The 23,765-nt window shown below is 24.7% G+C and carries 31 protein-coding genes, 4 tRNA genes and 6 pseudogenes; 3 read left to right on the plus strand and 38 right to left on the minus strand.

The window, feature by feature from the left end:
• Positions 1–156: 156 nt before the first annotated feature.
• The 6 genes from AACK93_RS05660 to AACK93_RS05685 form a co-directional block, all read right to left on the minus strand.
• Positions 157–246, minus strand: a tRNA-Ser gene (locus tag AACK93_RS05660).
• A gap of 11 nt (positions 247–257) precedes the next feature.
• Positions 258–334 (minus strand) — tRNA-Tyr (locus tag AACK93_RS05665).
• A gap of 44 nt (positions 335–378) precedes the next feature.
• Entirely contained in the window at positions 379–534 is a 156-nt protein-coding gene (locus AACK93_RS05670; RefSeq protein ID WP_339024098.1) for a hypothetical protein, read from the minus strand.
• A gap of 1 nt (position 535) precedes the next feature.
• Entirely contained in the window at positions 536–1,105 is a 570-nt protein-coding gene (locus AACK93_RS05675; RefSeq protein WP_339024099.1) for a hypothetical protein, read from the minus strand.
• Positions 1,106–1,409: 304 nt separating this feature from the next.
• Positions 1,410–1,643, minus strand: coding sequence for a hypothetical protein (locus AACK93_RS05680; RefSeq protein ID WP_339024100.1), 234 nt, complete (start codon positions 1,641–1,643; stop codon positions 1,410–1,412).
• Positions 1,618–1,767: a hypothetical protein gene (locus tag AACK93_RS05685; RefSeq protein ID WP_339024101.1), complete on the minus strand. Its 150-nt coding sequence runs from the start codon at positions 1,765–1,767 to the stop codon at positions 1,618–1,620. The genes AACK93_RS05680 and AACK93_RS05685 overlap by 26 nt, the downstream gene beginning before the upstream one ends.
• 239 nt (positions 1,768–2,006) lie before the next feature.
• On the opposite strand from AACK93_RS05685, the gene AACK93_RS05690 reads away from it, so the two are divergent.
• Positions 2,007–2,174 (plus strand): hypothetical protein, encoded by a 168-nt coding sequence (locus AACK93_RS05690; RefSeq protein ID WP_339024102.1) that lies wholly within the window; start codon positions 2,007–2,009, stop codon positions 2,172–2,174.
• A 377-nt stretch (positions 2,175–2,551) separates the two neighbouring features.
• On the opposite strand, the pseudogene AACK93_RS05695 reads toward AACK93_RS05690, so the two are convergent.
• The 18 genes and pseudogenes from AACK93_RS05695 to AACK93_RS05780 all read right to left on the minus strand — a co-directional run bounded on the left by AACK93_RS05695 (position 2,552) and on the right by AACK93_RS05780 (position 14,160).
• A pseudogene (locus tag AACK93_RS05695) lies at positions 2,552–3,740 on the minus strand (IS256 family transposase).
• Positions 3,741–3,812: 72 nt separating this feature from the next.
• Complete coding sequence (locus tag AACK93_RS05700; protein ID WP_339024103.1) at positions 3,813–3,995, minus strand: hypothetical protein; 183 nt, start codon at positions 3,993–3,995, stop codon at positions 3,813–3,815.
• A 29-nt stretch (positions 3,996–4,024) separates the two neighbouring features.
• Positions 4,025–4,279 carry a hypothetical protein gene (locus AACK93_RS05705; RefSeq protein ID WP_339024104.1) on the minus strand — a complete coding sequence of 85 codons (255 nt, stop codon included), beginning with the start codon at positions 4,277–4,279 and terminating at the stop codon, positions 4,025–4,027.
• Positions 4,280–4,591: 312 nt separating this feature from the next.
• A pseudogene (locus AACK93_RS05710) lies at positions 4,592–5,011 on the minus strand (transposase family protein); the annotation flags it as partial.
• A gap of 361 nt (positions 5,012–5,372) precedes the next feature.
• Positions 5,373–6,492, minus strand: a pseudogene (locus tag AACK93_RS05715) (IS3 family transposase).
• 456 nt (positions 6,493–6,948) lie between these two features.
• Complete coding sequence (locus AACK93_RS05720; RefSeq protein ID WP_339024096.1) at positions 6,949–7,206, minus strand: hypothetical protein; 258 nt, start codon at positions 7,204–7,206, stop codon at positions 6,949–6,951.
• Positions 7,207–7,338: 132 nt separating this feature from the next.
• Positions 7,339–7,467, minus strand: a complete 129-nt coding sequence (locus tag AACK93_RS05725; RefSeq protein WP_339024097.1) for a hypothetical protein — start codon at positions 7,465–7,467, stop codon at positions 7,339–7,341.
• Between the two features lie 358 nt (positions 7,468–7,825).
• Positions 7,826–7,915: transfer RNA gene (locus AACK93_RS05730), tRNA-Ser, on the minus strand.
• Between the two features lie 11 nt (positions 7,916–7,926).
• Positions 7,927–8,003: transfer RNA gene (locus AACK93_RS05735), tRNA-Tyr, on the minus strand.
• A gap of 44 nt (positions 8,004–8,047) precedes the next feature.
• Positions 8,048–8,203 carry a hypothetical protein gene (locus tag AACK93_RS05740; RefSeq protein WP_339024098.1) on the minus strand — a complete coding sequence of 52 codons (156 nt, stop codon included), beginning with the start codon at positions 8,201–8,203 and terminating at the stop codon, positions 8,048–8,050.
• Position 8,204: 1 nt separating this feature from the next.
• Positions 8,205–8,774: a hypothetical protein gene (locus AACK93_RS05745; RefSeq protein WP_339024099.1), complete on the minus strand. Its 570-nt coding sequence runs from the start codon at positions 8,772–8,774 to the stop codon at positions 8,205–8,207.
• A gap of 304 nt (positions 8,775–9,078) precedes the next feature.
• Positions 9,079–9,312 (minus strand): hypothetical protein, encoded by a 234-nt coding sequence (locus tag AACK93_RS05750; RefSeq protein ID WP_339024100.1) that lies wholly within the window; start codon positions 9,310–9,312, stop codon positions 9,079–9,081.
• Positions 9,287–9,760, minus strand: a complete 474-nt coding sequence (locus tag AACK93_RS05755; protein ID WP_339024105.1) for an MSC_0882 family membrane protein — start codon at positions 9,758–9,760, stop codon at positions 9,287–9,289. The genes AACK93_RS05750 and AACK93_RS05755 overlap by 26 nt, the downstream gene beginning before the upstream one ends.
• Before the next feature lie 459 nt (positions 9,761–10,219).
• Positions 10,220–11,408, minus strand: a pseudogene (locus AACK93_RS05760) (IS256 family transposase).
• Between the two features lie 72 nt (positions 11,409–11,480).
• Positions 11,481–11,663, minus strand: coding sequence for a hypothetical protein (locus AACK93_RS05765; RefSeq protein WP_339024103.1), 183 nt, complete (start codon positions 11,661–11,663; stop codon positions 11,481–11,483).
• Positions 11,664–11,692: 29 nt separating this feature from the next.
• Positions 11,693–11,947 (minus strand): hypothetical protein, encoded by a 255-nt coding sequence (locus AACK93_RS05770; protein ID WP_339024104.1) that lies wholly within the window; start codon positions 11,945–11,947, stop codon positions 11,693–11,695.
• Positions 11,948–12,259: 312 nt separating this feature from the next.
• A pseudogene (locus AACK93_RS05775) lies at positions 12,260–12,679 on the minus strand (transposase family protein); the annotation flags it as partial.
• A 361-nt stretch (positions 12,680–13,040) separates the two neighbouring features.
• Positions 13,041–14,160 (minus strand): annotated as a pseudogene (locus AACK93_RS05780) (IS3 family transposase).
• Positions 14,161–14,419: 259 nt separating this feature from the next.
• Between AACK93_RS05780 and AACK93_RS05785 the strand changes: the two are divergent.
• Positions 14,420–16,324 (plus strand): ETX/MTX2 family pore-forming toxin, encoded by a 1,905-nt coding sequence (locus AACK93_RS05785; protein WP_339024106.1) that lies wholly within the window; start codon positions 14,420–14,422, stop codon positions 16,322–16,324.
• A 102-nt stretch (positions 16,325–16,426) separates the two neighbouring features.
• On the opposite strand, the gene AACK93_RS05790 is transcribed toward AACK93_RS05785, so the two are convergent.
• From AACK93_RS05790 to AACK93_RS05845, 12 genes are all read right to left on the minus strand, one after another.
• Positions 16,427–16,810 (minus strand): integrase core domain-containing protein, encoded by a 384-nt coding sequence (locus AACK93_RS05790; RefSeq protein WP_339024107.1) that lies wholly within the window; start codon positions 16,808–16,810, stop codon positions 16,427–16,429.
• A gap of 101 nt (positions 16,811–16,911) precedes the next feature.
• Positions 16,912–17,517: a hypothetical protein gene (locus AACK93_RS05795; RefSeq protein ID WP_339024108.1), complete on the minus strand. Its 606-nt coding sequence runs from the start codon at positions 17,515–17,517 to the stop codon at positions 16,912–16,914.
• A 79-nt stretch (positions 17,518–17,596) separates the two neighbouring features.
• Positions 17,597–18,013 (minus strand): hypothetical protein, encoded by a 417-nt coding sequence (locus AACK93_RS05800; RefSeq protein ID WP_339024109.1) that lies wholly within the window; start codon positions 18,011–18,013, stop codon positions 17,597–17,599.
• 283 nt (positions 18,014–18,296) lie between these two features.
• Positions 18,297–18,812, minus strand: coding sequence for a hypothetical protein (locus AACK93_RS05805; protein WP_339024110.1), 516 nt, complete (start codon positions 18,810–18,812; stop codon positions 18,297–18,299).
• 38 nt (positions 18,813–18,850) lie between these two features.
• Positions 18,851–19,360 carry a hypothetical protein gene (locus AACK93_RS05810; RefSeq protein ID WP_339024111.1) on the minus strand — a complete coding sequence of 170 codons (510 nt, stop codon included), beginning with the start codon at positions 19,358–19,360 and terminating at the stop codon, positions 18,851–18,853.
• 72 nt (positions 19,361–19,432) lie between these two features.
• Complete coding sequence (locus AACK93_RS05815; RefSeq protein WP_339024112.1) at positions 19,433–19,951, minus strand: hypothetical protein; 519 nt, start codon at positions 19,949–19,951, stop codon at positions 19,433–19,435.
• Positions 19,944–20,327 carry a hypothetical protein gene (locus AACK93_RS05820; protein ID WP_339024113.1) on the minus strand — a complete coding sequence of 128 codons (384 nt, stop codon included), beginning with the start codon at positions 20,325–20,327 and terminating at the stop codon, positions 19,944–19,946. The genes AACK93_RS05815 and AACK93_RS05820 overlap by 8 nt, the downstream gene beginning before the upstream one ends.
• A gap of 26 nt (positions 20,328–20,353) precedes the next feature.
• A complete protein-coding gene (locus AACK93_RS05825; protein ID WP_339024114.1) occupies positions 20,354–20,608 on the minus strand; it encodes a hypothetical protein in 255 nt (84 codons plus the stop codon).
• Positions 20,601–20,936, minus strand: coding sequence for a hypothetical protein (locus AACK93_RS05830; protein ID WP_339024115.1), 336 nt, complete (start codon positions 20,934–20,936; stop codon positions 20,601–20,603). The genes AACK93_RS05825 and AACK93_RS05830 overlap by 8 nt, the downstream gene beginning before the upstream one ends.
• A 12-nt stretch (positions 20,937–20,948) precedes the next feature.
• Positions 20,949–21,155: a hypothetical protein gene (locus AACK93_RS05835; protein ID WP_339024116.1), complete on the minus strand. Its 207-nt coding sequence runs from the start codon at positions 21,153–21,155 to the stop codon at positions 20,949–20,951.
• A 257-nt stretch (positions 21,156–21,412) separates the two neighbouring features.
• The gene (locus tag AACK93_RS05840; RefSeq protein WP_339024117.1) at positions 21,413–21,949 is read right to left on the minus strand and encodes a hypothetical protein; all 537 of its coding nucleotides are present in this window, start codon (positions 21,947–21,949) and stop codon (positions 21,413–21,415) included.
• Positions 21,950–21,980: 31 nt separating this feature from the next.
• Positions 21,981–22,223 (minus strand): hypothetical protein, encoded by a 243-nt coding sequence (locus AACK93_RS05845; RefSeq protein ID WP_339024118.1) that lies wholly within the window; start codon positions 22,221–22,223, stop codon positions 21,981–21,983.
• A gap of 67 nt (positions 22,224–22,290) precedes the next feature.
• On the opposite strand from AACK93_RS05845, the gene AACK93_RS05850 reads away from it, so the two are divergent.
• Complete coding sequence (locus AACK93_RS05850; protein WP_339024119.1) at positions 22,291–22,485, plus strand: hypothetical protein; 195 nt, start codon at positions 22,291–22,293, stop codon at positions 22,483–22,485.
• A gap of 148 nt (positions 22,486–22,633) precedes the next feature.
• Here the strand turns inward: AACK93_RS05850 and AACK93_RS05855 are convergent, their stop codons facing one another.
• Both AACK93_RS05855 and AACK93_RS05860 read right to left on the minus strand, forming a co-directional pair.
• Positions 22,634–22,846: a hypothetical protein gene (locus AACK93_RS05855; RefSeq protein WP_339024120.1), complete on the minus strand. Its 213-nt coding sequence runs from the start codon at positions 22,844–22,846 to the stop codon at positions 22,634–22,636.
• 29 nt (positions 22,847–22,875) lie between these two features.
• Positions 22,876–23,052: a hypothetical protein gene (locus AACK93_RS05860; protein WP_339024121.1), complete on the minus strand. Its 177-nt coding sequence runs from the start codon at positions 23,050–23,052 to the stop codon at positions 22,876–22,878.
• Between the last annotated feature and the right edge of the window lie 713 nt (positions 23,053–23,765).

The raw sequence follows: 23,765 nt of genomic DNA on the forward strand, positions 1-23,765 counted from the left end.
CTTGCTTACCTAATTTCATTATTTTCAATTTTATATGTTCCAAAACTCATAATTGGCATCATAATACCATTATGTAATTTAACTTTTTCATCTAAAATAGTACTTTTTTTCATAAAAAACACCTTTATAAACATTTATTTACTATATTTCGTTTTATGGCGGAGAGTACGGGGTTCGAACCCGTGGAATCCTTTCGAATTCATCACCTTTCCAAGATGACTGTTTAAACCACTCACACAACTCTCCAGTGGTGCTGCCGCCGGTTAAGGAGAATTGAACTCTTGACCTCGCCCCCCTTACAATGAGTGTGCTCTACTGATTGATCCAAACCGGCCCGGCAATTAATATTTCCTTCTCCATTATAACTTGTTTTCAATATTAAATAAATGATAATAAAATATCATCTAAATTTTCTCATTTATCTTGATCACAAAAAAGAAAATTATTTTTAATATTTAGTTTCTTTTTTGTGATCAGTTTATTAATCTCATTTTTAAAATATTCATAAGCTACTTTATTTTGCTTTGTTCTCAAATTAACACCTTCAAGTAGTCCTAATCCCATAATAAAAATTTGTGCATAATATTTCCTGTTTTGTAATTTTAGTAATTGTTTGCCGCCATAATGGATATTCATTAGTATTTTGGAAGATAACTATTTGTGAATTTTTATGAAAAGAAATAGAACCCCTACCAACACTCAAATAATTCTGTAAAGTTCAATAACTATATTGATGTTGTGATTTAATGCCTTTATTAGTAATAAAATTATTTTTCTCATAAGGTAAATAACCATTTTCTTTTAAAATATTTTTCAATCATTGATATTTAATTACAACACAATTATTATCATCTTCATAATAACTAATATGATCAACAGATAATTTTCTTAAAATATTTAAATCGTTTTGAATAACAGCTTTAGAATATCCTTTTAAATTATAAAATAAATCAATTGCTTGATTTTTAAAACCATTAGTTAATGCTTTATTAATTTGATTAACATAATTAATATTATCACAATAATTATTTTGTGATAATACAGCCCTACTAAACGAAATTACTTTTCATATTAAACGATTGACACCATAACTATTTCATAACAAAAATAATTCATCATTATCATTACAATGTAATTCTAAATTATATTCAATAATATTACTTGCTAATGGTTGTAATATGTTTAAAATTCGCTTTCATTGTTCAAAATCAAGGTCACGAGAACAATTAACAGCAATATATATTGTTTGTAACTGTTGTAAATTTTCTTGCTCACGAATTATTTCTTGTTCAATATTATCAATAATAATATTGAAATCTTATTTAACAATTAATTTTTGATTAATAATTTGCAATTGATGATTTCTATCATTTTTAATAAAAAGATTTACAAATAAATTAAAATACATTTTAACTTGAATTAAACTTAATTTTTTTTCTTCCTAATAATCAAATCGTAATCGCGATAACAAAAAACATAATCAAAATAATCATTAATCAAATTCATAAACAGCGACGATTTATTGCCCGCTTTAATTCATACATTTCATATGGATTAATAATTTCATAACCATAAAAACCAATAATATTAGCTTTTCTTTTACTAAAAAAATAATATTTAATACTTGTAAAAAAACAAGGCAAATAATATTCCTGTTAAAATAATAATTTCTGTTGTTAAATCTCTAATCGTCATATCTAAAATTAAAAAACCAAAAATTTTTGGTTGGATTGCTCCTGATAATCCACAAAGAATAGCAATGATCATAGCACCAATAAATATACAAAGGAAAAGCTACTCAGTTAATAATAATACTACGAATATGCATTTTTCGATAATTAGCGATAATAAAATTAGGAATAACATTATTTCCTAATTTAGCTTTTTTTAAATATCCTTCCACTTCTTTTTTAATTTTAATTCAATCAAATAAAGAAATAAAAAATAAACCTAATGACACAATACATAATGATATCATTAAAATTGAATGAGGAATTAAATTTTCATTGTCAATAACAATATTTTGGTGCTTTAAAAATCATAAAATTAACGGTATTGAAGAAAAGATTATTCCTAAAAAACCAATAATCATTGTTAAAACCAAACGATATTTTTTATTACAAATCTCATTAGCAATTTCCTTAGGAATAGTTTTTAAACTTAACGAACGATAAGATAATTATTGTGCTTCTGGTTCGTGGTTCATTATAAGATAAATATAGTTCTTGATGTGATTTTTGATATAGTATTGGACTATAATCATTATGATTATCTTCTAAAAAATCATTAGGTGATGAATCTAATATTTGTTGTTGTGGATATCGATAAGAGTTATTGTTGTCGCATTTTGTTGATACGGCTTCCCGCCAAATTCACGATTATAACCATTTTTAGGGCTATAAATTCTTGCTTTTGGTAAATTATAATTTTTTTCATAATATGATGTTGGTTCTTTAATATCAGAATTAAAACATTTTTTATCATCAACTGTAAATTCATAACGATTATTAATTGGGATTGTACAATTAACCTGTGTCTCTAAGTAATTAACTTAAATTCACTCTGCTCTGTCTTCAAATTTTATCATTAAATGTGAAATTGCACTACCCCAATTTTGAATTGACATTGTTCATTTTTTAGTCATATTTTGAAATGCTAAATAAAATATTTTAAAAACTGATAAATCATTAGGAAAAATCTTTTTATTTTTAATGACTTTTCTTGATTGACTATTAACAGACTCTATTGCATTAGTTGTATAAATAATTATTCTAAATTCTTGAGGATATTCAAGAAAAATTATTAAATTATCTCAGTTATTTTTTCATGATTTAGCAATTTGGGGGTATTTTTTATCTCACTTTTCAGCAAAATTGTCTAAAGCAACTAACGCTATTTCTTCATTAATTGCTGTATAAATTGATTTTAAATCATTAGCTACCAGTTTGCGATCTTTGTAAGGAACAAATTTTAAACTATTACGAATTTGATGAACAATACATAATTGATGTTGTGTTTTTGAAAAAACAGCTTCTATTGCATCAGACATTCCTGTTAAATTATCACTACAAGCAACAAGAATATCTTGTAATCCGCGATTTTTCATTTCCGTAAGATTATTCAGTCAAAATTTGGCTCCCTCATTTTCACTAATTCACATTCCTAAAATATCTTTTAAGCTATTTATATTAATTCCTAAGGCAAGATAAACTGCTTTATTTATTATTCGTTTATCTTGCTTTACTTTAACAACAATACAATCAAAATAAACAATCTGATAAATCTTCTCTAAATGTTTAATTTGTCACATTTTAACTTCTTCAATAATATCATTAGTTATTTGAATAATTAAACTTTCTGAAACTTCTGCTCCGTGATAGAATCCTTGCAATTGTGCTTTGATATCAGAAATTGTCATTCCTCTTGCATATAAAGAAATTACTTTTTGATCAAAGTTATCAAATTTTCTTTGTCTTTTTGGAATAATTACTGGTTCAAAAGTACTATTTCGATCTCTTGGTACATCAATTACGATTGAACCATTTTTAAGTAATAATGGTTTTTTGTGTGTTGCCATTTCTTTTATTATGATTCTCATCAGTTTCAAGATGATCTTTAATTTCCGTATTTAACATTCTTTCAGTTAATTTTTTGATAAATTCCTGAAAAATATTATTACTTTTAAATAAATTTTGTGGATTATCAATATTTTCTAAAAAATAATCAACAACTTTAGCAATTGTATCAGGTTCTTTTTTTATTTTTTTTTGTCATTTTCTGTTCTCCTTCGTTTAAGTATAATTCAGAATGAATTATCGAGACACAGAATTTTGGACAGCCCCGATTAATAATACTCGAGGAACATCATTTTGCTTTTGTTTTCTTTCGCAAGGAAAATATGGATCAAGTTGCTCTGCCTTTAATTTATTATCATTAAGTCGCTTTTGTTCTACTTTATTAAAAAACTTATCCATTATTTTTTCTTTTCATGACATATCTTATTGCCTACCTTATAAAAATATAACTATTTATTTTTTAATGCTTGCCTCATTTTAATTATTTCTGATTCAATATTATAAATTAATTTTTCATTTTTAAACTTTTCTCAAGATGAATTTTTAATATTACGATTGCGATAACTAATAACTAATAAAATTGCACTAATAATTGCAATAAATACTATCCCAATAATAATACAAGATATAATTAAATGTTGAATTAATAAATTTTGACCTAAAATATTAATATAATCTTTTTCACTACTTAGAAATAGTTGCAAAATAATTACCTTCTTTTATTATCTTTAAATTACATAATGATTATATCGTAATCATTACATTTTTTAAATAATTAATTTTAGGTGGTTGCGTTTAGTTTTCTTAGGTATTGCTTTGAAGAAGTAGACTTCTTGCATAACCTATCAAAATAATTGCAAATATTTGTAAAAAAGACACTAATAGCAATTTATAATTTTAATTAATTATGTCTTTTATTTAAAAATTTAATATTTTGCCACAATAAAAAAATGATTTTATTATTTAAATTATTTAATTTTAAATAAATCTTCTATGCTAACTATAATAATTGCAAATTATATATAAATTGAGGCAATTAAATTAAATCTTAAACTAAATCGTTTTCTACGATTACGATATTTTTCTGTGATAATTTTAAATTTTTTAAGAACAGCAAAAATATTTTTAATAACAATTCTCATTGTTAAAATTATTTTATTATGTTGTTTTTGTGCTTTATTTAAAGGGTTTTTCTTTGTTTTCTTTGTGTGTATTAAAACATTATTATGATTTTTTTGTATTCCTTGATAACCACTATCAACTATTAATTTGGTATTTTTTAAAATTGAGATTTTTGATTCTTTAAATAAAGCATAATCATGTTTTTTTCCAAGCGAAAAATTTGTTGCAATAATTTTTTTGGTTTCTTGTTCGATAATTACTTGTGTTTTAATGGTGTGTTTTTTCTTTTTTCCTGAATAAGATTGTTTTTGTCTTTTTTTGGGCGTTGAATTGGTGTTTCTGTTGCATCAATAATAATTGTTTTATCATTAAAATAATCATTTATTAGCGTTTTTTTACCAGCAACTTGTTGAAAATCAGAGTGTTTAATTAATATATCTTCAATTCATTTGATATTTCGATAACAACTAGATTCACTAATATCAAAACTTTTACCAAGATGAAAAAAAAGTACGTTATTCTCGTCAATATGATAAAGTCATTAATAACCGATTTTCTAAGGATAATTTATTATTTTTACCATCTTTTTTAAATTTTTCTATTTCAGCTACTTATAAAATATCTAACATTTTATTAAAAGTAACTTTGGATTGGCAACCCTTTTTAGGACAATTTTTATATAGACATTTGTTTTCTAAAAATAACTGGAGATAAATAATTTAAACTGCCGTGTATTCTAAGATTATTTTATCAATTAATGTAATCAAATAATTCAAGTTCTAATTGTGCAAGATCATTGAATTTTCTACCATTAATAAATTCTGTTTTAAAAACTTTATAAGTTGCTTCAGCAACTGCATTATCATATGGACAACCCTTCGCACTCAATGATCTTTGAATTTTAAATGTAGATAATAATTGATTAATTATATTATTTTTAAACTCATTACCTCGGTCGGTATGAAATATTTCAATTTTTGATAATGGTCTAGTAATTCGCATAATAAATAGCTTGATAAACCAACTCCGTATTTTTATTTGGTCCGGAACTATAACCAACAATCTCGCGCTTATACAAATCAATTAGGAGACACACATAAAATCATTTAAAACCCACTTTTATATAAGTTAAGTCACTAACGATAATTTCATTTATTTTTCTGTTATTAAAGTCTCGGTTTACATACAATGTTATTTACTGGATCATTATTTACTTGAATATTTTTGCATTTAAGTCTTGTTTTTGTGTACTTTGATATCAAATTATTGTTTTTCATAATGTTTCTAATTTTGCGTCTAGATAGGTTAATACTTTTATGAGCTAATACTACTTTGATTTTTCGAGCTCCATAGACTTGGCGGCTTTCGTTAAATGCACTGATAATTTCTTGATTATAATTATTCACTATTTTCCTTGTGTATTTATTAATTTGATAATAGTAATTGGATTTTGAAATATTTAATAATTTACACATTTTTCTTATCGAATATTTTTTCTTATTGCTATTAATTATTGTTATTTTTTGGCCATTATCAGTGCGGCTTGCTTTAAAATGTCATTTTCCATTTTTAAGTCTTTAAGTTCTTTTCGTAAAGTTATTATTTCATTTTCTTCTAGTTTGCGATTGTCTTTTGCTTTAAATGAACCAGAATTATTATAATTTTTAACTCAACTATAAATAGTTGGTTTTGGTAAATTATATTTTTTCCCTAAATTAATAACACTTTTGCCATTTTTGTATAGCATGACAATTTGTTTTTTAAATTCTTCAGAGTATGAGGTTTTATTTCCCATTTTTATATTCCTTCTTTCTTAATAATTTCGAAGTCTATATAATTATGGTCCAACTTATTGTAGCCTATCCATAGAAATCAGAAAAGAAATATATAAAAATTCATTATGAAATAAATATAATAATAAAAATGATGATAGTTGAATTAATTATAAAGGTAATGCTGTAACAAACAAATATAATAGATTTAAGTAAGTAAAAATATAAATTAATATATATTAGTAAAAATTTAATAATATTAATAATTTTTATTGTGTAAAAATTCAATAATATGATAGAATGGTAATGAATAAAAATGACAATAAAAAGAAGGGTAGGGTTAGTTTAGTAATTAAATAATATAATTAGCTGATTGTTTTACTTCTTCAAAACAATACCTAAGAAAACTAAACGCGACCTTCATTAGTTTAAAGTTAGCAATATATAAAAATTCCTTGTAAAATTACAAGGAATTTTTTCTAATTCCCAAAATCAAAATTATTAGAATCAGGGCCTTTTCGTGATTGTGGTAAACTATCAATTCACTTCATATGTTCATCACTAATTTTAAAATCATCAATCACACTATTTTCAATAATCCGCGCCTTATGCATTGACTTTAGAATTATTAAACTTTGATGTTGATAAGTTCATCGTAAAAATAATTGTTGAATTGTTTTATTATATTCACGAGCAATCTGTTCACAACCTTCTGGTAAAGAATCATGATATTTCATTGTCCCCCAACCAATAATTACAATATTATTTTTTTGATGATATGCTAATTCCGTTTGATTTAATCCTGGATGAAACTCAATTTGATTAGCAACCGGTAACTCTTTAGCATCTTGTTTTAATTGTTCTAACTGTTAAATATTAAAATTACTAACACCAATCGCACAAGCTTTTTTAGCATGATATATTTCTTCTAATAATTCTCAAGCAATTTTGCGATTATTTCACGGTCAATGCATTAAAAATAAATCAACAAATTCCAAACCTAATTTTTCTAACGAGTTATCAATCTCTTGTAAATACTGTTCTTTTGTTAATTCATTACCTCAAAGTTTCGTTATAACAAAAATTTCACTGCAAGAAATATTACTTTCTTTAATTGCTTGACAAATGATTTATTCATTCCCATAAATTTTAGCCGTATCACAATATGCCGATAACCCTGATTTAAGGCTTCTAAAATGGCTTGCTTACCTAATTTCATTATTTTCAATTTTATATGTTCCAAAACTCATAATTGGCATCATAATACCATTATGTAATTTAACTTTTTCATCTAAAATAGTACTTTTTTTCATAAAAAACACCTTTATAAACATTTATTTACTATATTTCGTTTTATGGCGGAGAGTACGGGGTTCGAACCCGTGGAATCCTTTCGAATTCATCACCTTTCCAAGATGACTGTTTAAACCACTCACACAACTCTCCAGTGCTGCCGCCGCCGGTTAAGGAGAATTGAACTCTTGACCTCGCCCCCCTTACAATGAGTGTGCTCTACTGATTGATCCAAACCGGCCCGGCAATTAATATTTCCTTCTCCATTATAACTTGTTTTCAATATTAAATAAATGATAATAAAATATCATCTAAATTTTCTCATTTATCTTGATCACAAAAAAGAAAATTATTTTTAATATTTAGTTTCTTTTTTGTGATCAGTTTATTAATCTCATTTTTAAAATATTCATAAGCTACTTTATTTTGCTTTGTTCTCAAATTAACACCTTCAAGTAGTCCTAATCCCATAATAAAAATTTGTGCATAATATTTCCTGTTTTGTAATTTTAGTAATTGTTTGCCGCCATAATGGATATTCATTAGTATTTTGGAAGATAACTATTTGTGAATTTTTATGAAAAGAAATAGAACCCCTACCAACACTCAAATAATTCTGTAAAGTTCAATAACTATATTGATGTTGTGATTTAATGCCTTTATTAGTAATAAAATTATTTTTCTCATAAGGTAAATAACCATTTTCTTTTAAAATATTTTTCAATCATTGATATTTAATTACAACACAATTATTATCATCTTCATAATAACTAATATGATCAACAGATAATTTTCTTAAAATATTTAAATCGTTTTGAATAACAGCTTTAGAATATCCTTTTAAATTATAAAATAAATCAATTGCTTGATTTTTAAAACCATTAGTTAATGCTTTATTAATTTGATTAACATAATTAATATTATCACAATAATTATTTTGTGATAATACAGCCCTACTAAACGAAATTACTTTTCATATTAAACGATTGACACCATAACTATTTCATAACAAAAATAATTCATCATTATCATTACAATGTAATTCTAAATTATATTCAATAATATTACTTGCTAATGGTTGTAATATGTTTAAAATTCGCTTTCATTGTTCAAAATCAAGGTCACGAGAACAATTAACAGCAATATATATTGTTTGTAACTGTTGTAAATTTTCTTGCTCACGAATTATTTCTTGTTCAATATTATCAATAATAATATTGAAATCTTATTTAACAATTAATTTTTGATTAATAATTTGCAATTGATGATTTCTATCATTTTTAATAAAAAGATTTACAAATAAATTAAAATACATTTTAACTTGAATTAAACTTAATTTTTTTTCTTCCTAATAATCAAATCGTAATCGCGATAACAAAAAACATAATCAAAATAATCATTAATCAAATTCATAAACAGCGACGATTTATTGCCCGCTTTAATTCATACATTTCATATGGATTAATAATTTCATAACCATAAAAACCAATAATATTAGCTTTTCTTTTACTAAAAAAATAATATTTAATACTTGTAAAAAAACAAGGCAAATAATATTCCTGTTAAAATAATAATTTCTGTTGTTAAATCTCTAATCGTCATATCTAAAATTAAAAAACCAAAAATTTTTGGTTGGATTGCTCCTGATAATCCACAAAGAATAGCAATGATCATAGCACCAATAATATACAAAGGAAAAGCTACTCAGTTAATAATAATACTACGAATATGCATTTTTCGATAATTAGCGATAATAAAATTAGGAATAACATTATTTCCTAATTTAGCTTTTTTTAAATATCCTTCCACTTCTTTTTTAATTTTAATTCAATCAAATAAAGAAATAAAAAATAAACCTAATGACACAATACATAATGATATCATTAAAATTGAATGAGGAATTAAATTTTCATTGTCAATAACAATATTTTGGTGCTTTAAAAATCATAAAATTAACGGTATTGAAGAAAAGATTATTCCTAAAAAACCAATAATCATTGTTAAAACCAAACGATATTTTTTATTACAAATCTCATTAGCAATTTCCTTAGGAATAGTTTTTAAACTTAACGAACGATAAGATAATTATTGTGCTTCTGGTTCGTGGTTCATTATAAGATAAATATAGTTCTTGATGTGATTTTTGATATAGTATTGGACTATAATCATTATGATTATCTTCTAAAAAATCATTAGGTGATGAATCTAATATTTGTTGTTGTGGATATCGATAAGAGTTATTGTTGTCGCATTTTGTTGATACGGCTTCCCGCCAAATTCACGATTATAACCATTTTTAGGGCTATAAATTCTTGCTTTTGGTAAATTATAATTTTTTTCATAATATGATGTTGGTTCTTTAATATCAGAATTAAAACATTTTTTATCATCAACTGTAAATTCATAACGATTATTAATTGGGATTGTACAATTAACCTGTGTCTCTAAGTAATTAACTTAAATTCACTCTGCTCTGTCTTCAAATTTTATCATTAAATGTGAAATTGCACTACCCCAATTTTGAATTGACATTGTTCATTTTTTAGTCATATTTTGAAATGCTAAATAAAATATTTTAAAAACTGATAAATCATTAGGAAAAATCTTTTTATTTTTAATGACTTTTCTTGATTGACTATTAACAGACTCTATTGCATTAGTTGTATAAATAATTATTCTAAATTCTTGAGGATATTCAAGAAAAATTATTAAATTATCTCAGTTATTTTTTCATGATTTAGCAATTTGGGGGTATTTTTTATCTCACTTTTCAGCAAAATTGTCTAAAGCAACTAACGCTATTTCTTCATTAATTGCTGTATAAATTGATTTTAAATCATTAGCTACCAGTTTGCGATCTTTGTAAGGAACAAATTTTAAACTATTACGAATTTGATGAACAATACATAATTGATGTTGTGTTTTTGAAAAAACAGCTTCTATTGCATCAGACATTCCTGTTAAATTATCACTACAAGCAACAAGAATATCTTGTAATCCGCGATTTTTCATTTCCGTAAGATTATTCAGTCAAAATTTGGCTCCCTCATTTTCACTAATTCACATTCCTAAAATATCTTTTAAGCTATTTATATTAATTCCTAAGGCAAGATAAACTGCTTTATTTATTATTCGTTTATCTTGCTTTACTTTAACAACAATACAATCAAAATAAACAATCTGATAAATCTTCTCTAAATGTTTAATTTGTCACATTTTAACTTCTTCAATAATATCATTAGTTATTTGAATAATTAAACTTTCTGAAACTTCTGCTCCGTGATAGAATCCTTGCAATTGTGCTTTGATATCAGAAATTGTCATTCCTCTTGCATATAAAGAAATTACTTTTTGATCAAAGTTATCAAATTTTCTTTGTCTTTTTGGAATAATTACTGGTTCAAAAGTACTATTTCGATCTCTTGGTACATCAATTACGATTGAACCATTTTTAAGTAATAATGGTTTTTTGTGTGTTGCCATTTCTTTTATTATGATTCTCATCAGTTTCAAGATGATCTTTAATTTCCGTATTTAACATTCTTTCAGTTAATTTTTTGATAAATTCCTGAAAAATATTATTACTTTTAAATAAATTTTGTGGATTATCAATATTTTCTAAAAAATAATCAACAACTTTAGCAATTGTATCAGGTTCTTTTTTTATTTTTTTTTGTCATTTTCTGTTCTCCTTCGTTTAAGTATAATTCAGAATGAATTATCGAGACACAGAATTTTGGACAGCCCCGATTAATAATACTCGAGGAACATCATTTTGCTTTTGTTTTCTTTCGCAAGGAAAATATGGATCAAGTTGCTCTGCCTTTAATTTATTATCATTAAGTCGCTTTTGTTCTACTTTATTAAAAAACTTATCCATTATTTTTTCTTTTCATGACATATCTTATTGCCTACCTTATAAAAATATAACTATTTATTTTTTAATGCTTGCCTCATTTTAATTATTTCTGATTCAATATTATAAATTAATTTTTCATTTTTAAACTTTTCTCAAGATGAATTTTTAATATTACGATTGCGATAACTAATAACTAATAAAATTGCACTAATAATTGCAATAAATACTATCCCAATAATAATACAAGATATAATTAAATGTTGAATTAATAAATTTTGACCTAAAATATTAATATAATCTTTTTCACTACTTAGAAATAGTTGCAAAATAATTACCTTCTTTTATTATCTTTAAATTACATAATGATTATATCGTAATCATTACATTTTTTAAATAATTAATTTTAGGTGGTTGCGTTTAGTTTTCTTAGGTATTGCTTTGAAGAAGTAGACTTCTTGCATAACCTATCAAAATAATTGCAAATATTTGTAAAAAAGACACTAATAGCAATTTATAATTTTAATTAATTATGTCTTTTATTTAAAAATTTAATATTTTGCCACAATAAAAAAATGATTTTATTATTTAAATTATTTAATTTTAAATAAATCTTCTATGCTAACTATAATAATTGCAAATTATATATAAATTGAGGCAATTAAATTAAATCTTAAACTAAATCGTTTTCTACGATTACGATATTTTTCTGTGATAATTTTAAATTTTTTAAGAACAGCAAAAATATTTTTAATAACAATTCTCATTGTTAAAATTATTTTATTATGTTGTTTTTGTGCTTTATTTAAAGGGTTTTTCTTTGTTTTCTTTGTGTGTATTAAAACATTATTATGATTTTTTTGTATTCCTTGATAACCACTATCAACTATTAATTTGGTATTTTTTAAAATTGAGATTTTTGATTCTTTAAATAAAGCATAATCATGTTTTTTTCCAAGCGAAAAATTTGTTGCAATAATTTTTTTGGTTTCTTGTTCGATAATTACTTGTGTTTTAATGGTGTGTTTTTTCTTTTTTCCTGAATAAGATTGTTTTTGTCTTTTTTTGGGCGTTGAATTGGTGTTTCTGTTGCATCAATAATAATTGTTTTATCATTAAAATAATCATTTATTAGCGTTTTTTTACCAGCAACTTGTTGAAAATCAGAGTGTTTAATTAATATATCTTCAATTCATTTGATATTTCGATAACAACTAGATTCACTAATATCAAAACTTTTACCAAGATGAAAAAAAAGTACGTTATTCTCGTCAATATGATAAAGTCATTAATAACCGATTTTCTAAGGATAATTTATTATTTTTACCATCTTTTTTAAATTTTTCTATTTCAGCTACTTATAAAATATCTAACATTTTATTAAAAGTAACTTTGGATTGGCAACCCTTTTTAGGACAATTTTTATATAGACATTTGTTTTCTAAAAATAACTGGAGATAAATAATTTAAACTGCCGTGTATTCTAAGATTATTGTATCAATTAATGTAATCAAATAATTCAAGTTCTAATTGTGCAAGATCATTGAATTTTCTACCATTAATAAATTCTGTTTTAAAAACTTTATAAGTTGCTTCAGCAACTGCATTATCATATGGACAACCCTTCGCACTCAATGATCTTTGAATTTTAAATGTAGATAATAATTGATTAATTATATTATTTTTAAACTCATTACCTCGGTCGGTATGAAATATTTCAATTTTTGATAATGGTCTAGTAATTCGCATAATAAATAGCTTGATAAACCAACTCCGTATTTTTATTTGGTCCGGAACTATAACCAACAATCTCGCGCTTATACAAATCAATTAGGAGACACACATAAAATCATTTAAAACCCACTTTTATATAAGTTAAGTCACTAACGATAATTTCATTTATTTTTCTGTTATTAAAGTCTCGGTTTACATACAATGTTATTTACTGGATCATTATTTACTTGAATATTTTTGCATTTAAGTCTTGTTTTTGTGTACTTTGATATCAAATTATTGTTTTTCATAATGTTTCTAATTTTGCGTCTAGATAGGTTAATACTTTTATGAGCTAATACTACTTTGATTTTTCGAGCTCCATAGACTTGGCGGCTTTCGTTAAATGCACTGATAATTTCTTGATTATAATTATTCACTATTTTCCTTGTGTATTTATTAATTTGATAATAGTAATTGGATTTTGAAATATTTAATAATTTACACATTTTTCTTATTGAATATTTTTTCTTATTGCTATTAATTATTGTTATTTTTTGGCCATTATCAGTGCGGCTTGCTTTAAAATGTCATTTTCCATTTTTAAGTCTTTAAGTTCTTTTCGTAAAGTTATTATTTCATTTTCTTCTAGTTTGCGATTGTCTTTTGCTTTAAATGAACCAGAATTATTATAATTTTTAACTCAACTATAAATAGTTGGTTTTGGTAAATTATATTCTTTCCCTAAATTAATAACACTTTTGCCATTTTTGTATAGCATGACAATTTGTTTTTTAAATTCTTCAGAGTATGAGGTTTTATTTCCCATTTTTATATTCCTTCTTTCTTAATAATTTCGAAGTCTATATAATTATGATCAAATGTAATATACCACAGACTTATGACAAGAACAAGAAGTTTTTTAAAAAAGGGATGATAAATTATCAAATAATACAGGAAATTTTTTAAAATGGTTTATAATTAAAATCCAAGGTAAAGAAATTGCAGATTAAATTTGGAGAAAGATTGTTTGATTATTTGACAAATTTTATTAATTAGTAAAAATTCACGAAAGGGATTTAATTAATATGAAAAAATTATTAGGAATTTTGAGAACAATAACAATAGCAGGAGGTGGAATGTCAGGAATTGTTGGAAATGCATCAGCTTCAGAAAAAAATGAAATTAATTATTTACAAACAAGTAATTTAGAAAATTTAAATAGAAATAAAAGAGACAATGACTATGAATATGGTTCTTTTGCAAGCGGTAACAGAAAAATTAAATTTTATGGTTATGATGATTGATATAAAGGTGAAATTAAATTAAATCCATATAGTTCTAAAATAGAATTTACGGGGAATAGTTCTTATTTTCATAGATATTTTGCAAGTGGTAATAATACAAAATATTTACAAATAACTATTTTTGATAATTCTAATTATAAAATAAAAGATATTGAAATCGGCACAAGAGATTGAATGCAAAAAGTTATTGAAGATAATAATTTAAAAAATGGAATAAATTATGAAAATGGATATAAAATTGTGGTTTATACAAAAGAACCATGAAGAACTTGATTTAATATCGATAACATAAATAATTGAACAAGATATGCTCATGTAGATAGTTGTTGTTGAGATTATACTAAAACATTTTTTATTAAAAATAATAATTTAGTTACATATGATTCTTTTGGTGATTTAAATCATATTATTACAAATACAAATTTAGGTTGATTAAATAATAATAATAAACATACTATTTTAGATGCTGTAAAAAAAGTAAATCCTAATTTAGATATTAATAAAGTTGGAATTAGTAATATAACAGCTACTTATGCAAATATTAATGGATATAATTCAAATAAGTATAGAAATTATAAAAAAGTTAGTTTTACAGTTAAACCAGATTTAAAAAATATTATTAGAAATAAATCATTACATAATTTAAATAATAATAGCGATATAGCAATTTTAAATGAATTAAATTATTTAAATCCCAATTTAGATATTTCACAATTAGAAGTTAAAGAAAAAAGTAATATTTTTGCAACAATCAGAGCAAAAATCGATAGTGATAAGTACTTTGGTGAAAAGAAAATATATTATTCAATAAATAATCAAATGAATAGAATAATTAATTTGGATGAATTAATTAAAAAAGGTATATTTTTAGGTTTTAGAGATAAAAATCAAGGAATTACTATAAAAGAAATTAAAAATATTAATACAAGTAATCTAATATATTCAAATGTAACAGCAACAAAAAATATTGAACCAACATACACTAAAAATAGTAAAAGTATTTGTTTTGGAACAACCACATTATTCCATAACTTACCTACAAAAAAGAATATGAAAACCCCAAGTTGTAAATACACAAAAGAAACAACCGTAAATTCTCAAATTACTACAGGTTTAAGTAAAACAAAAAGTGAAGAAACAAGAATAGAAAAAACTTCTACTTCAAGTATGGAACATAATTGAAATATTAAATTAAATGCAAGTGGAGGAATATGACCTTTTTCTAATGTTTCTGAAACAATCGGAGCCGGAGGTTCTTATGGTTCTTCCGAAACAAATACATCCTCAGAAGCAAAAACTTTAAGTAATACATTTGATTTTTCAAACAGTAAAACAAATGAATATAAAGAAGCTTCAGAAGTAGAATTACCGTCACAAGAAATTGAAGTTAACCCAAACCAAAAAATAAAAGTTACTGCTTCATTAGATGAAGTTTTAACACAAGTAACATTAAAATTAACACAAAATATTTATGGCGAAATTACTTCACAAATAACAAGTAAAAGTAATGAAGAAAAATCATTTAAAATTTCAATTAAAGAAATTATGCAAAAATTAAAACAATATAATCTTTTACCACAAGAAATTACTATAAATAATAACGATAGTATAACTTTTAACGGAAATGCAAATAGGGCATTAAAACAAGGATTTGATAGTAATATTGAGTTTCATGAAGTAAAATAAAAATGAGAAAATATTAAGTATTTTAGGAATAACCACTTTAATCATAATTTAGAACAACAAGTTAAATATTTTGTAAAAAATAATTATTTAAACTTCTAGAAATTACTTTGTTAAAAATTTTTGTAATATTTGAAATGGCGACTTATTTTGCAGTGATGAATGAGGGCGTTCAAAATTATAAAAGTAATAATATTTATTTAAATAATGTTGAAGTTCATTTTGATTTAATTTTTTATCCTTGGAATAAAATAATTTGTTATAATGTTGGTGAAATCGTTCGATCTTCCCATTAGATTGAGGCGAACGAATCGGTGTGGTTTCGTCGACAATTCCGTTTCTCGAAAGAAAGGTTGTAAAAGCCCTTTCTTTTACTTTGTACGATTTTTTATTACTTCAGTTAGTAGTAGTAAATTCGGGAGCATTATCAGTACGAAGGCGTTTAATGGTTATGCCAAGTTCTCCGAAATTTTTTATTGCTCTTTGCACGGCATTAAGGGCATTGTTAGTTCCTAAACTAAACTATCATAAACATAACCAAATGTGCTATGCGTGTCATTTCGTCAATGAAATCATAAATGTAATATTTTTTATCAACCGGAAAACTTGATGTAGTAATGATTTTGGCATCCATTTGTAAAAGACCGATATCGGAGAACTTCATGACGCTTAAAATGGCGTTTAGTTTGTTTGATTTGTTGTTTTAATTCTTTTCAACGAGAGTCAGATTTAATTCAGCGATAAAAGGTTTTGATGTTTTTAGGAACTTCTGAATTTTTAATATCGTGAAAACCGATTTTTAAATTGTTAAATAAAGAATACATTCCGCCGGCTTGAAGATTTTTGTAATCAAAATATAAATCACATACTTTTTTGCGAGAATTTAAACTATATTGATAATTTAAACTTTGTGGTTTTGTAGTTTTAAACAATAACGAATCTAAATTGTCAGCATAATAACCAGTCATAATTTTTTGTGCTCAACGATAAAAAGTTTTCGTCGCATTCTTAAAATATTTTTTAATAAGTTTTGTTAAAGTAGTTTCTTGAATATAGAAATAAGTGCATAAATTTAAATAGGCCGTAATGCGTTTTTTAGTTTTATAGTAATAAGGATTATGACAATTAGCACTTAATCAACTTTGAACTTTTGCTTTTAAATCAGCTAAATCAGCTCGGGAAATAATATATTTCATTTTTTTAAACTCCTTAAATTAAGAAAATCGCATTACAAAAAATACGATTTTCAAAAATATTTATTAAATTATTAGTTAATTAGGGTTTTCCAGCCGAAAATGAAGTTATATAATAATCAGTACTTTTAAAACTAATAGAAAATTTAACATTAATAATCTTATCAATTAAATAACCAATACTAGTCTTATAAGTGCCATAAACTCCATTATCCTTATAAAATTTCACAATTTTATCAAGGACAACACCTTTCTCAATTTCAAAACTTATATAATTATGATATTTAAATCGTTCTTCTATATCGCTAGGTAAGGGACTAATGCCACCGTAAAAAATTAAATTGCCTATATTTTGCAATGAATATGGATATTGAATTAATGTATTATCTAAACTAACAAACTCCAAATCATATTTTTTTTCAATTTTACTATTAACAGAATTACAAGCAGAAACTAATATTACATTTATTAAACTTAATGCGGTTAAACTTTTTTTCACATAAATAAAAATCCTCCTTTCAAAGAAATTACATTATATAATAATTAGAGATATTTAAGAAAACTTTTTTAATATCATTAATAAGATTGCTAATGGCACTACAAATTCAAATAACATCTGAAATGCCGGAATAACTTCAAACACCGGAAAGGCGGTTTTGGTAAAATTAATTGTTGTTTTGGCAATATCCGCAAGGGGGCGAATTAAAAGATTAATCCCCGAAAGACCAAGTAATCAATTTAACAGGCTAACAGAAGCGTGCTGAATACCACACGATATGGCACTAAATAAACCTCAATAAGAACAGCAAGTTGGGCGTAGGAATTAAGTCATCCATATTACCACTTATTCCGCCACCAATAAAAGCTGTTGAATTCAAAATGTTAAAATCGTATAAAGAATAATGATATTCAGTGTTTTCACCTTTCTTTTTATATAGTGGAAAAGTCAGTGTAAAAATATTAATTCCATACATGACATCAACTTTGGCATTGTAAAAATGCAGTTTATTACTAATAGCATTCCATAATTGGTTATCATATGCTTTTAAAACATTAAAATCTATTTGATAAGAACTTTTACCAGTATTAAAACCATTGGCAATTTGTTTATCTTTAACAAAGAAATAGGAACGAAAAATCATATTCTTACTATTTTCGATTGTTGAACCAAAGTTAATTAAATACTGTTTGGGATAAAAAGTAATTAAGGAACGATAGAAAAAGCCCATTTGTAAAACATTTTTAGGGATTTGTTGCATTCCTTTGTAATCTAATTCTACATAAGTAGAAACATCCATATCAAAACTTGCATAAAAGAATTGTACGAAAAAACCACCTAAAACTTTATAAATTTTATCAAATAACCCATTACATTAATAAAATCAATAGTTAAATCTTTTTGATAATAAAGTATAAAATCTTTAAAATCAGTCTTTAATTTGTCATCATAGCGTAAAAAATGGAAATTATTACCATAATAATTAACTTGTCCAAAAAAAGTGTTGATAAAGTCTTTTCCAAAACTTGTTCGTGTTTTAACCTTTCAAAGTGACTTACCATTTTCTAAAAACTCATTAAAACCCCCATAATTAATATGTTCAGTTTTTACAGTAATAACATCGCCAAAACTAGAAAAAGAAAGTTCTCTAAAAATAATTTCTTCCATCATTACAGGTATAAGATATGAATTTTTGCGACTTAAACTAAATTTACTATTTTGTTTAAAACCATTTAATTTAATTGAAATTTCACTCATATATTTAAAATTATCGTCAAAAAAATTAAAAATCGGAACTCAATATAGGTAAGAGTAATTAAATTTATCAAAATCTCGCCGTTGTACCATTAAATAATCTAATTTATCTTGAAACTGAATATAATCATACTCGCCATCATTTCTAGTTATTTCCGTGGTGGGTTACGGTTGCTCTTTATCTTTTTCAGGCAGAGGAGACATTTCAGCCGAAAATGAAGTTATATAATAATCAGTACTTTTAAAACTAATAGAAAATTTAACATTAATAATCTTATCAATTAAATAACCAATACTAGTCTTATGAGTGCCATAAACTCCATTATCCTTATAAAATTTCACAATTTTATCAAGGACAACACCTTTCTCAATTTCAAAACTTATATAATTATGATATTTAAATCGTTCTTTTATATCACTAGGTAAGGGGCTAATACCACCATAAAAAATTAAATTGCCTATATTTTGCAATGAATATGGATATTGAAATAATGTATTATCTAAACTAACAAACTCCAATTTACAACTATTACCACATTGACTAGGGTTTGTGGCTCGTTTTTGTCGTTTCATAAAGGAATGCTCCATATTAGGTTTTGTTGATTGTTTTGTATCAAAGAAAGCCCCTAGCGGTACCAAACTAATAAACATTATAATAATAAATCAAGAAATAATCTTATGCATTTCATCACACCTTAAAACTCTTTTTTATCGCTTTAAAAGCATCAGAAAATTTATATTGATTATGTTGTGAACATTCACAATTAACAACTTGCATTTGATGCTTTCTAAAAACTTTATTAAAATAATAACCCCTAATAATTAACTTAATACCAGTTATTAACAAATAAACGATTAATAATCAAAAATACACCTTAAGAACTACATTTTGAAAATCAAACAATATAAAATCTTTAAAAAACTCATCTGTGTTAGTTCGAATTTTTGTTAAAAATACTCAAATTATAACCATGACAGTATGAAATATAATAAAAAAATGCATAAAACCTAAAACGCTTTTAAATCATTTAATACTTAATATTTTCTTTAACTTCTTCATTTTTTAACTCCTTTTAAAATATTTTTCTATTCAGTAGGTCCTCTTAAAATTAAATATATTGTTGATAAAATACAAATCGTTCCTAAAATTTGGAAAATCGGATGTTGAGAAAATAACCTTATTATTGGTTTAAACAAATCTAAAATTTTAATATTTTTTGATAAAATATTATTAAAATATTCTAAACCCTCGCGAACATATGCTCATAAACCTAAAAAATCACCTAAAGCAAAAATAGAAAAAACAGAAACAAGAATAAATAATATTATTAATTTAAACACATTTATTTACTCCTTTGATTTCACGATTTAAAATTTTTATTTTGTCTAACTGTGGTAATTTGACCGCTTTTTTGTGGTGAAAATTACCAACTTGTTTATTGACTCCTCAATCAGCAACTGATTTTCGATATTTTTTACGAAAGCCAACTTTTGGTCGTTCAATATGAATACCTAAAATGCCACCAATCACAAGATTTATTACAAGCATAATTAGCGGAAAAATAATAATGCGAATATCTGTTCCGGGAATGGTTAAAGTTCAAATTAAATCAAAAACTTTATAAAACATATCGCCAATCAAACTAGCCATTTTTTCTAAGTTTTCCATTTTTAAACCCCTTTACTTGTTTTTCTTATTCAGATTATTTTTTAACTTAGTAAGTATCTTGCTGAATTTTTCCATTTTTAAATATTCTAATGCTTCAATATCCATTACATTATCATTTCAAAATTTATGTTGATATTTATCATTCAAAGCACGATTACTTAATTCACGCAAGAATGATAAATATTTATTATCATTATCATAAAGGTTTAAAATTGACATCGGAATTTTCAATTTAAAGAAATAAATGTCTAATTCTGGAATGCTACGATACTTGATTTTGCGACCTTTTTTATCATTTTTAGCATTAATTAGCGTTAATCGTCATTGCTCGCACTCGCTTACCGATTTAAAAGTGCCGTAAATAACTTGTAAATAGGGCCGGAAAATACTAACTGGTTTTTTTCTAATACCAACAATTATTGAATTCGCAATATCACGAACTTTAATTCATATATGTTCGGCTCGTTGTCCGCTTGCTAATACGATACGATATGGGTAAATTTTCGAGCCGAAGCGAAATATTCTTGTAAACCTTGAGCTACCCTATCATTTTCTTTATAATCAGTTCCTTCTAAAAATAAGTTAGTTTCATCTCATAACAGTAAATGTTTTTCATCTAAAATTGGATAATTATAATCTAATAAAGACATATGTCCTAATGAAAGCATTTGTTTATTGGTAATCGAAAAAGTAGAAATCGTTTTTCAACCACTCAATAAGTAAGAAGCTAAAACCATTAAAGCAATTTTTCCAGTTCCTAAGGCACCAATTACTAAATTTAAGGGTGAATTTAATAAGAAATTAATAAAACTACGACGAGCAAAAAAATGAGAAATTTTAGTATATAGAATATACAAAGCAATTAATAAATAAATAATATCAAATAACATTCATCAACTTTGGGGATTATAATAATGCAAAATCGCACCATAAAATCACGTAATAATAAATAAAGTGCGATTTAAAGCGACAAAATCATATAATCTTAAATTTATTTTTTTAAACAATAGCATCACTTAAATCACACTCTCCTTATTTTTATTACTATCTGCCAGGCATTAATTTTTCAAACATTTTGAAAGCAATTAAAAATAAACCAATAATCACACCAAGCAAGAAAACTCAATATGTAGCAAAGAAATTAACGACATTTGGCATATTACCACCAATAATATCAGTTCAAATATTACCAAATGCTTTAATTAATGCTTTTCATAAGTTAGTAACCGCTTGTTCACCAGTAATTGTTACCGGTGGTGTTGTTACATCAAAAAAAGTTCTAAACATATAATCACCCCCTTTCTAAACAAAATATGATTTAACCTTATAAAATAAAATAATCATAAATAAGACGATGACTATTAATACCATTCAAAAGGCAATATTCGCTATTAAAAGTCAAAGTATTTTTTGAGTTAAATCAATTTCTTTGCCAGAAACTCGCGTCGGAATAACTGTAATTTGAATAAATAAATCCCAAAAATACAATTTTGTCATTTCTCAATCTAAATCTTTTCAAGCAACTAAAAACATAATAATTACCACTTAAAAGGTCAAAAGAGTAGAAAAATAATGGCCGAAAACAGCATTACAATTATTAAAATTGAAAACAAAAATACAACTTGGGGCGGTAAATCAGCGGTTGGATAAATTAATTCAATTAACTCAATAATTATTTTTTTAAACATTTTCTAAACCTAATTTTTAATTTCTTTTTCATCTTGTTCTAATAAACTTCACTTAAACTTCGCAATAAATATTCGTTGTGCATAAGTAAAATCTTTTGGCAACTGTTTTGCTTCACTACCATATTTCTTTTTATCTTTAAAAAACCGATAAATATTAACCGCAATATAATATGCTAGTAATAATGTTAAAATCGTAAAAAATACTAATCCAAATATACTCATCTTTCTTTTCTCCTTAATTTTCTAATCTTTTAATATGCAATATTAACACAAAGTCAATTATCACCGACTAAACCAGTTTTAACAGATTCAACTGCAGATTTAGACGCTCAAATTTTTTGTTCTAATCCAGTTTTTTTATTAATAGAATATATAAAATTTTGATAATAATCTTTACCGGGCTCATCCACATTAAATCACATTTTCATTTTAATTTTCCATCCTTAAACTTAATTCAAAATTTAAAAAATTTGCAATAACTTAGTTCAACAACCTCAACAAGCATTGATAATTAGCGGGCGGAGCGGAGCATACGCTTTCCGCGCCGTTCAAACACCTTAAAAGCCAATCTAAAATCTTTTAAACCAATATTTTTTTCTTTACCTATATTCTTAAAATGCCTTAAAACACCTTTAAAATGAATTTTTAAAATAATTAAAACTTACATCCTTTTTAGCAAGCTCTTTCTCGGCGACAAAAAAACCTAACAGCTCATGACCTAAAATCAAACTAGATTCTTGACCTTTTTTGTTAACTAAAACCAACTGATACTCACCATCTTTAATTATTCCGATACAAATAAGATTCTCATATTTTCCTTTATAAACAAATCGTTTTGAAAACTAAATACCAGTAGATTCATACAATCAGGGAATTGCTGGTGCTTTAATAAATACTGCATTTTGCGTTTCTTTTAAAAGATATTTATCAGTATTTAAAAAAATATTTTCAATATTTCGCATATACATACCTTCCTTATAAATATATTTAGTTATACTAAATTAAGTTATATTTAACTTAGTTACTTAGTCTTTTAACTTAGTTAAATATTTATTTTTTTAAACATTTATGTTTAACAAAATTTGTTAGTAAACTTCGTTTACTAATTAACTTAGTTTATTAGTAACAAGGCACAAAAAAA

Source organism: Spiroplasma endosymbiont of Agriotes lineatus (assembly GCF_964019485.1).
Classification (GTDB): Bacteria; Bacillota_I; Bacilli_A; order Mycoplasmatales; family Nriv7; genus Nriv7.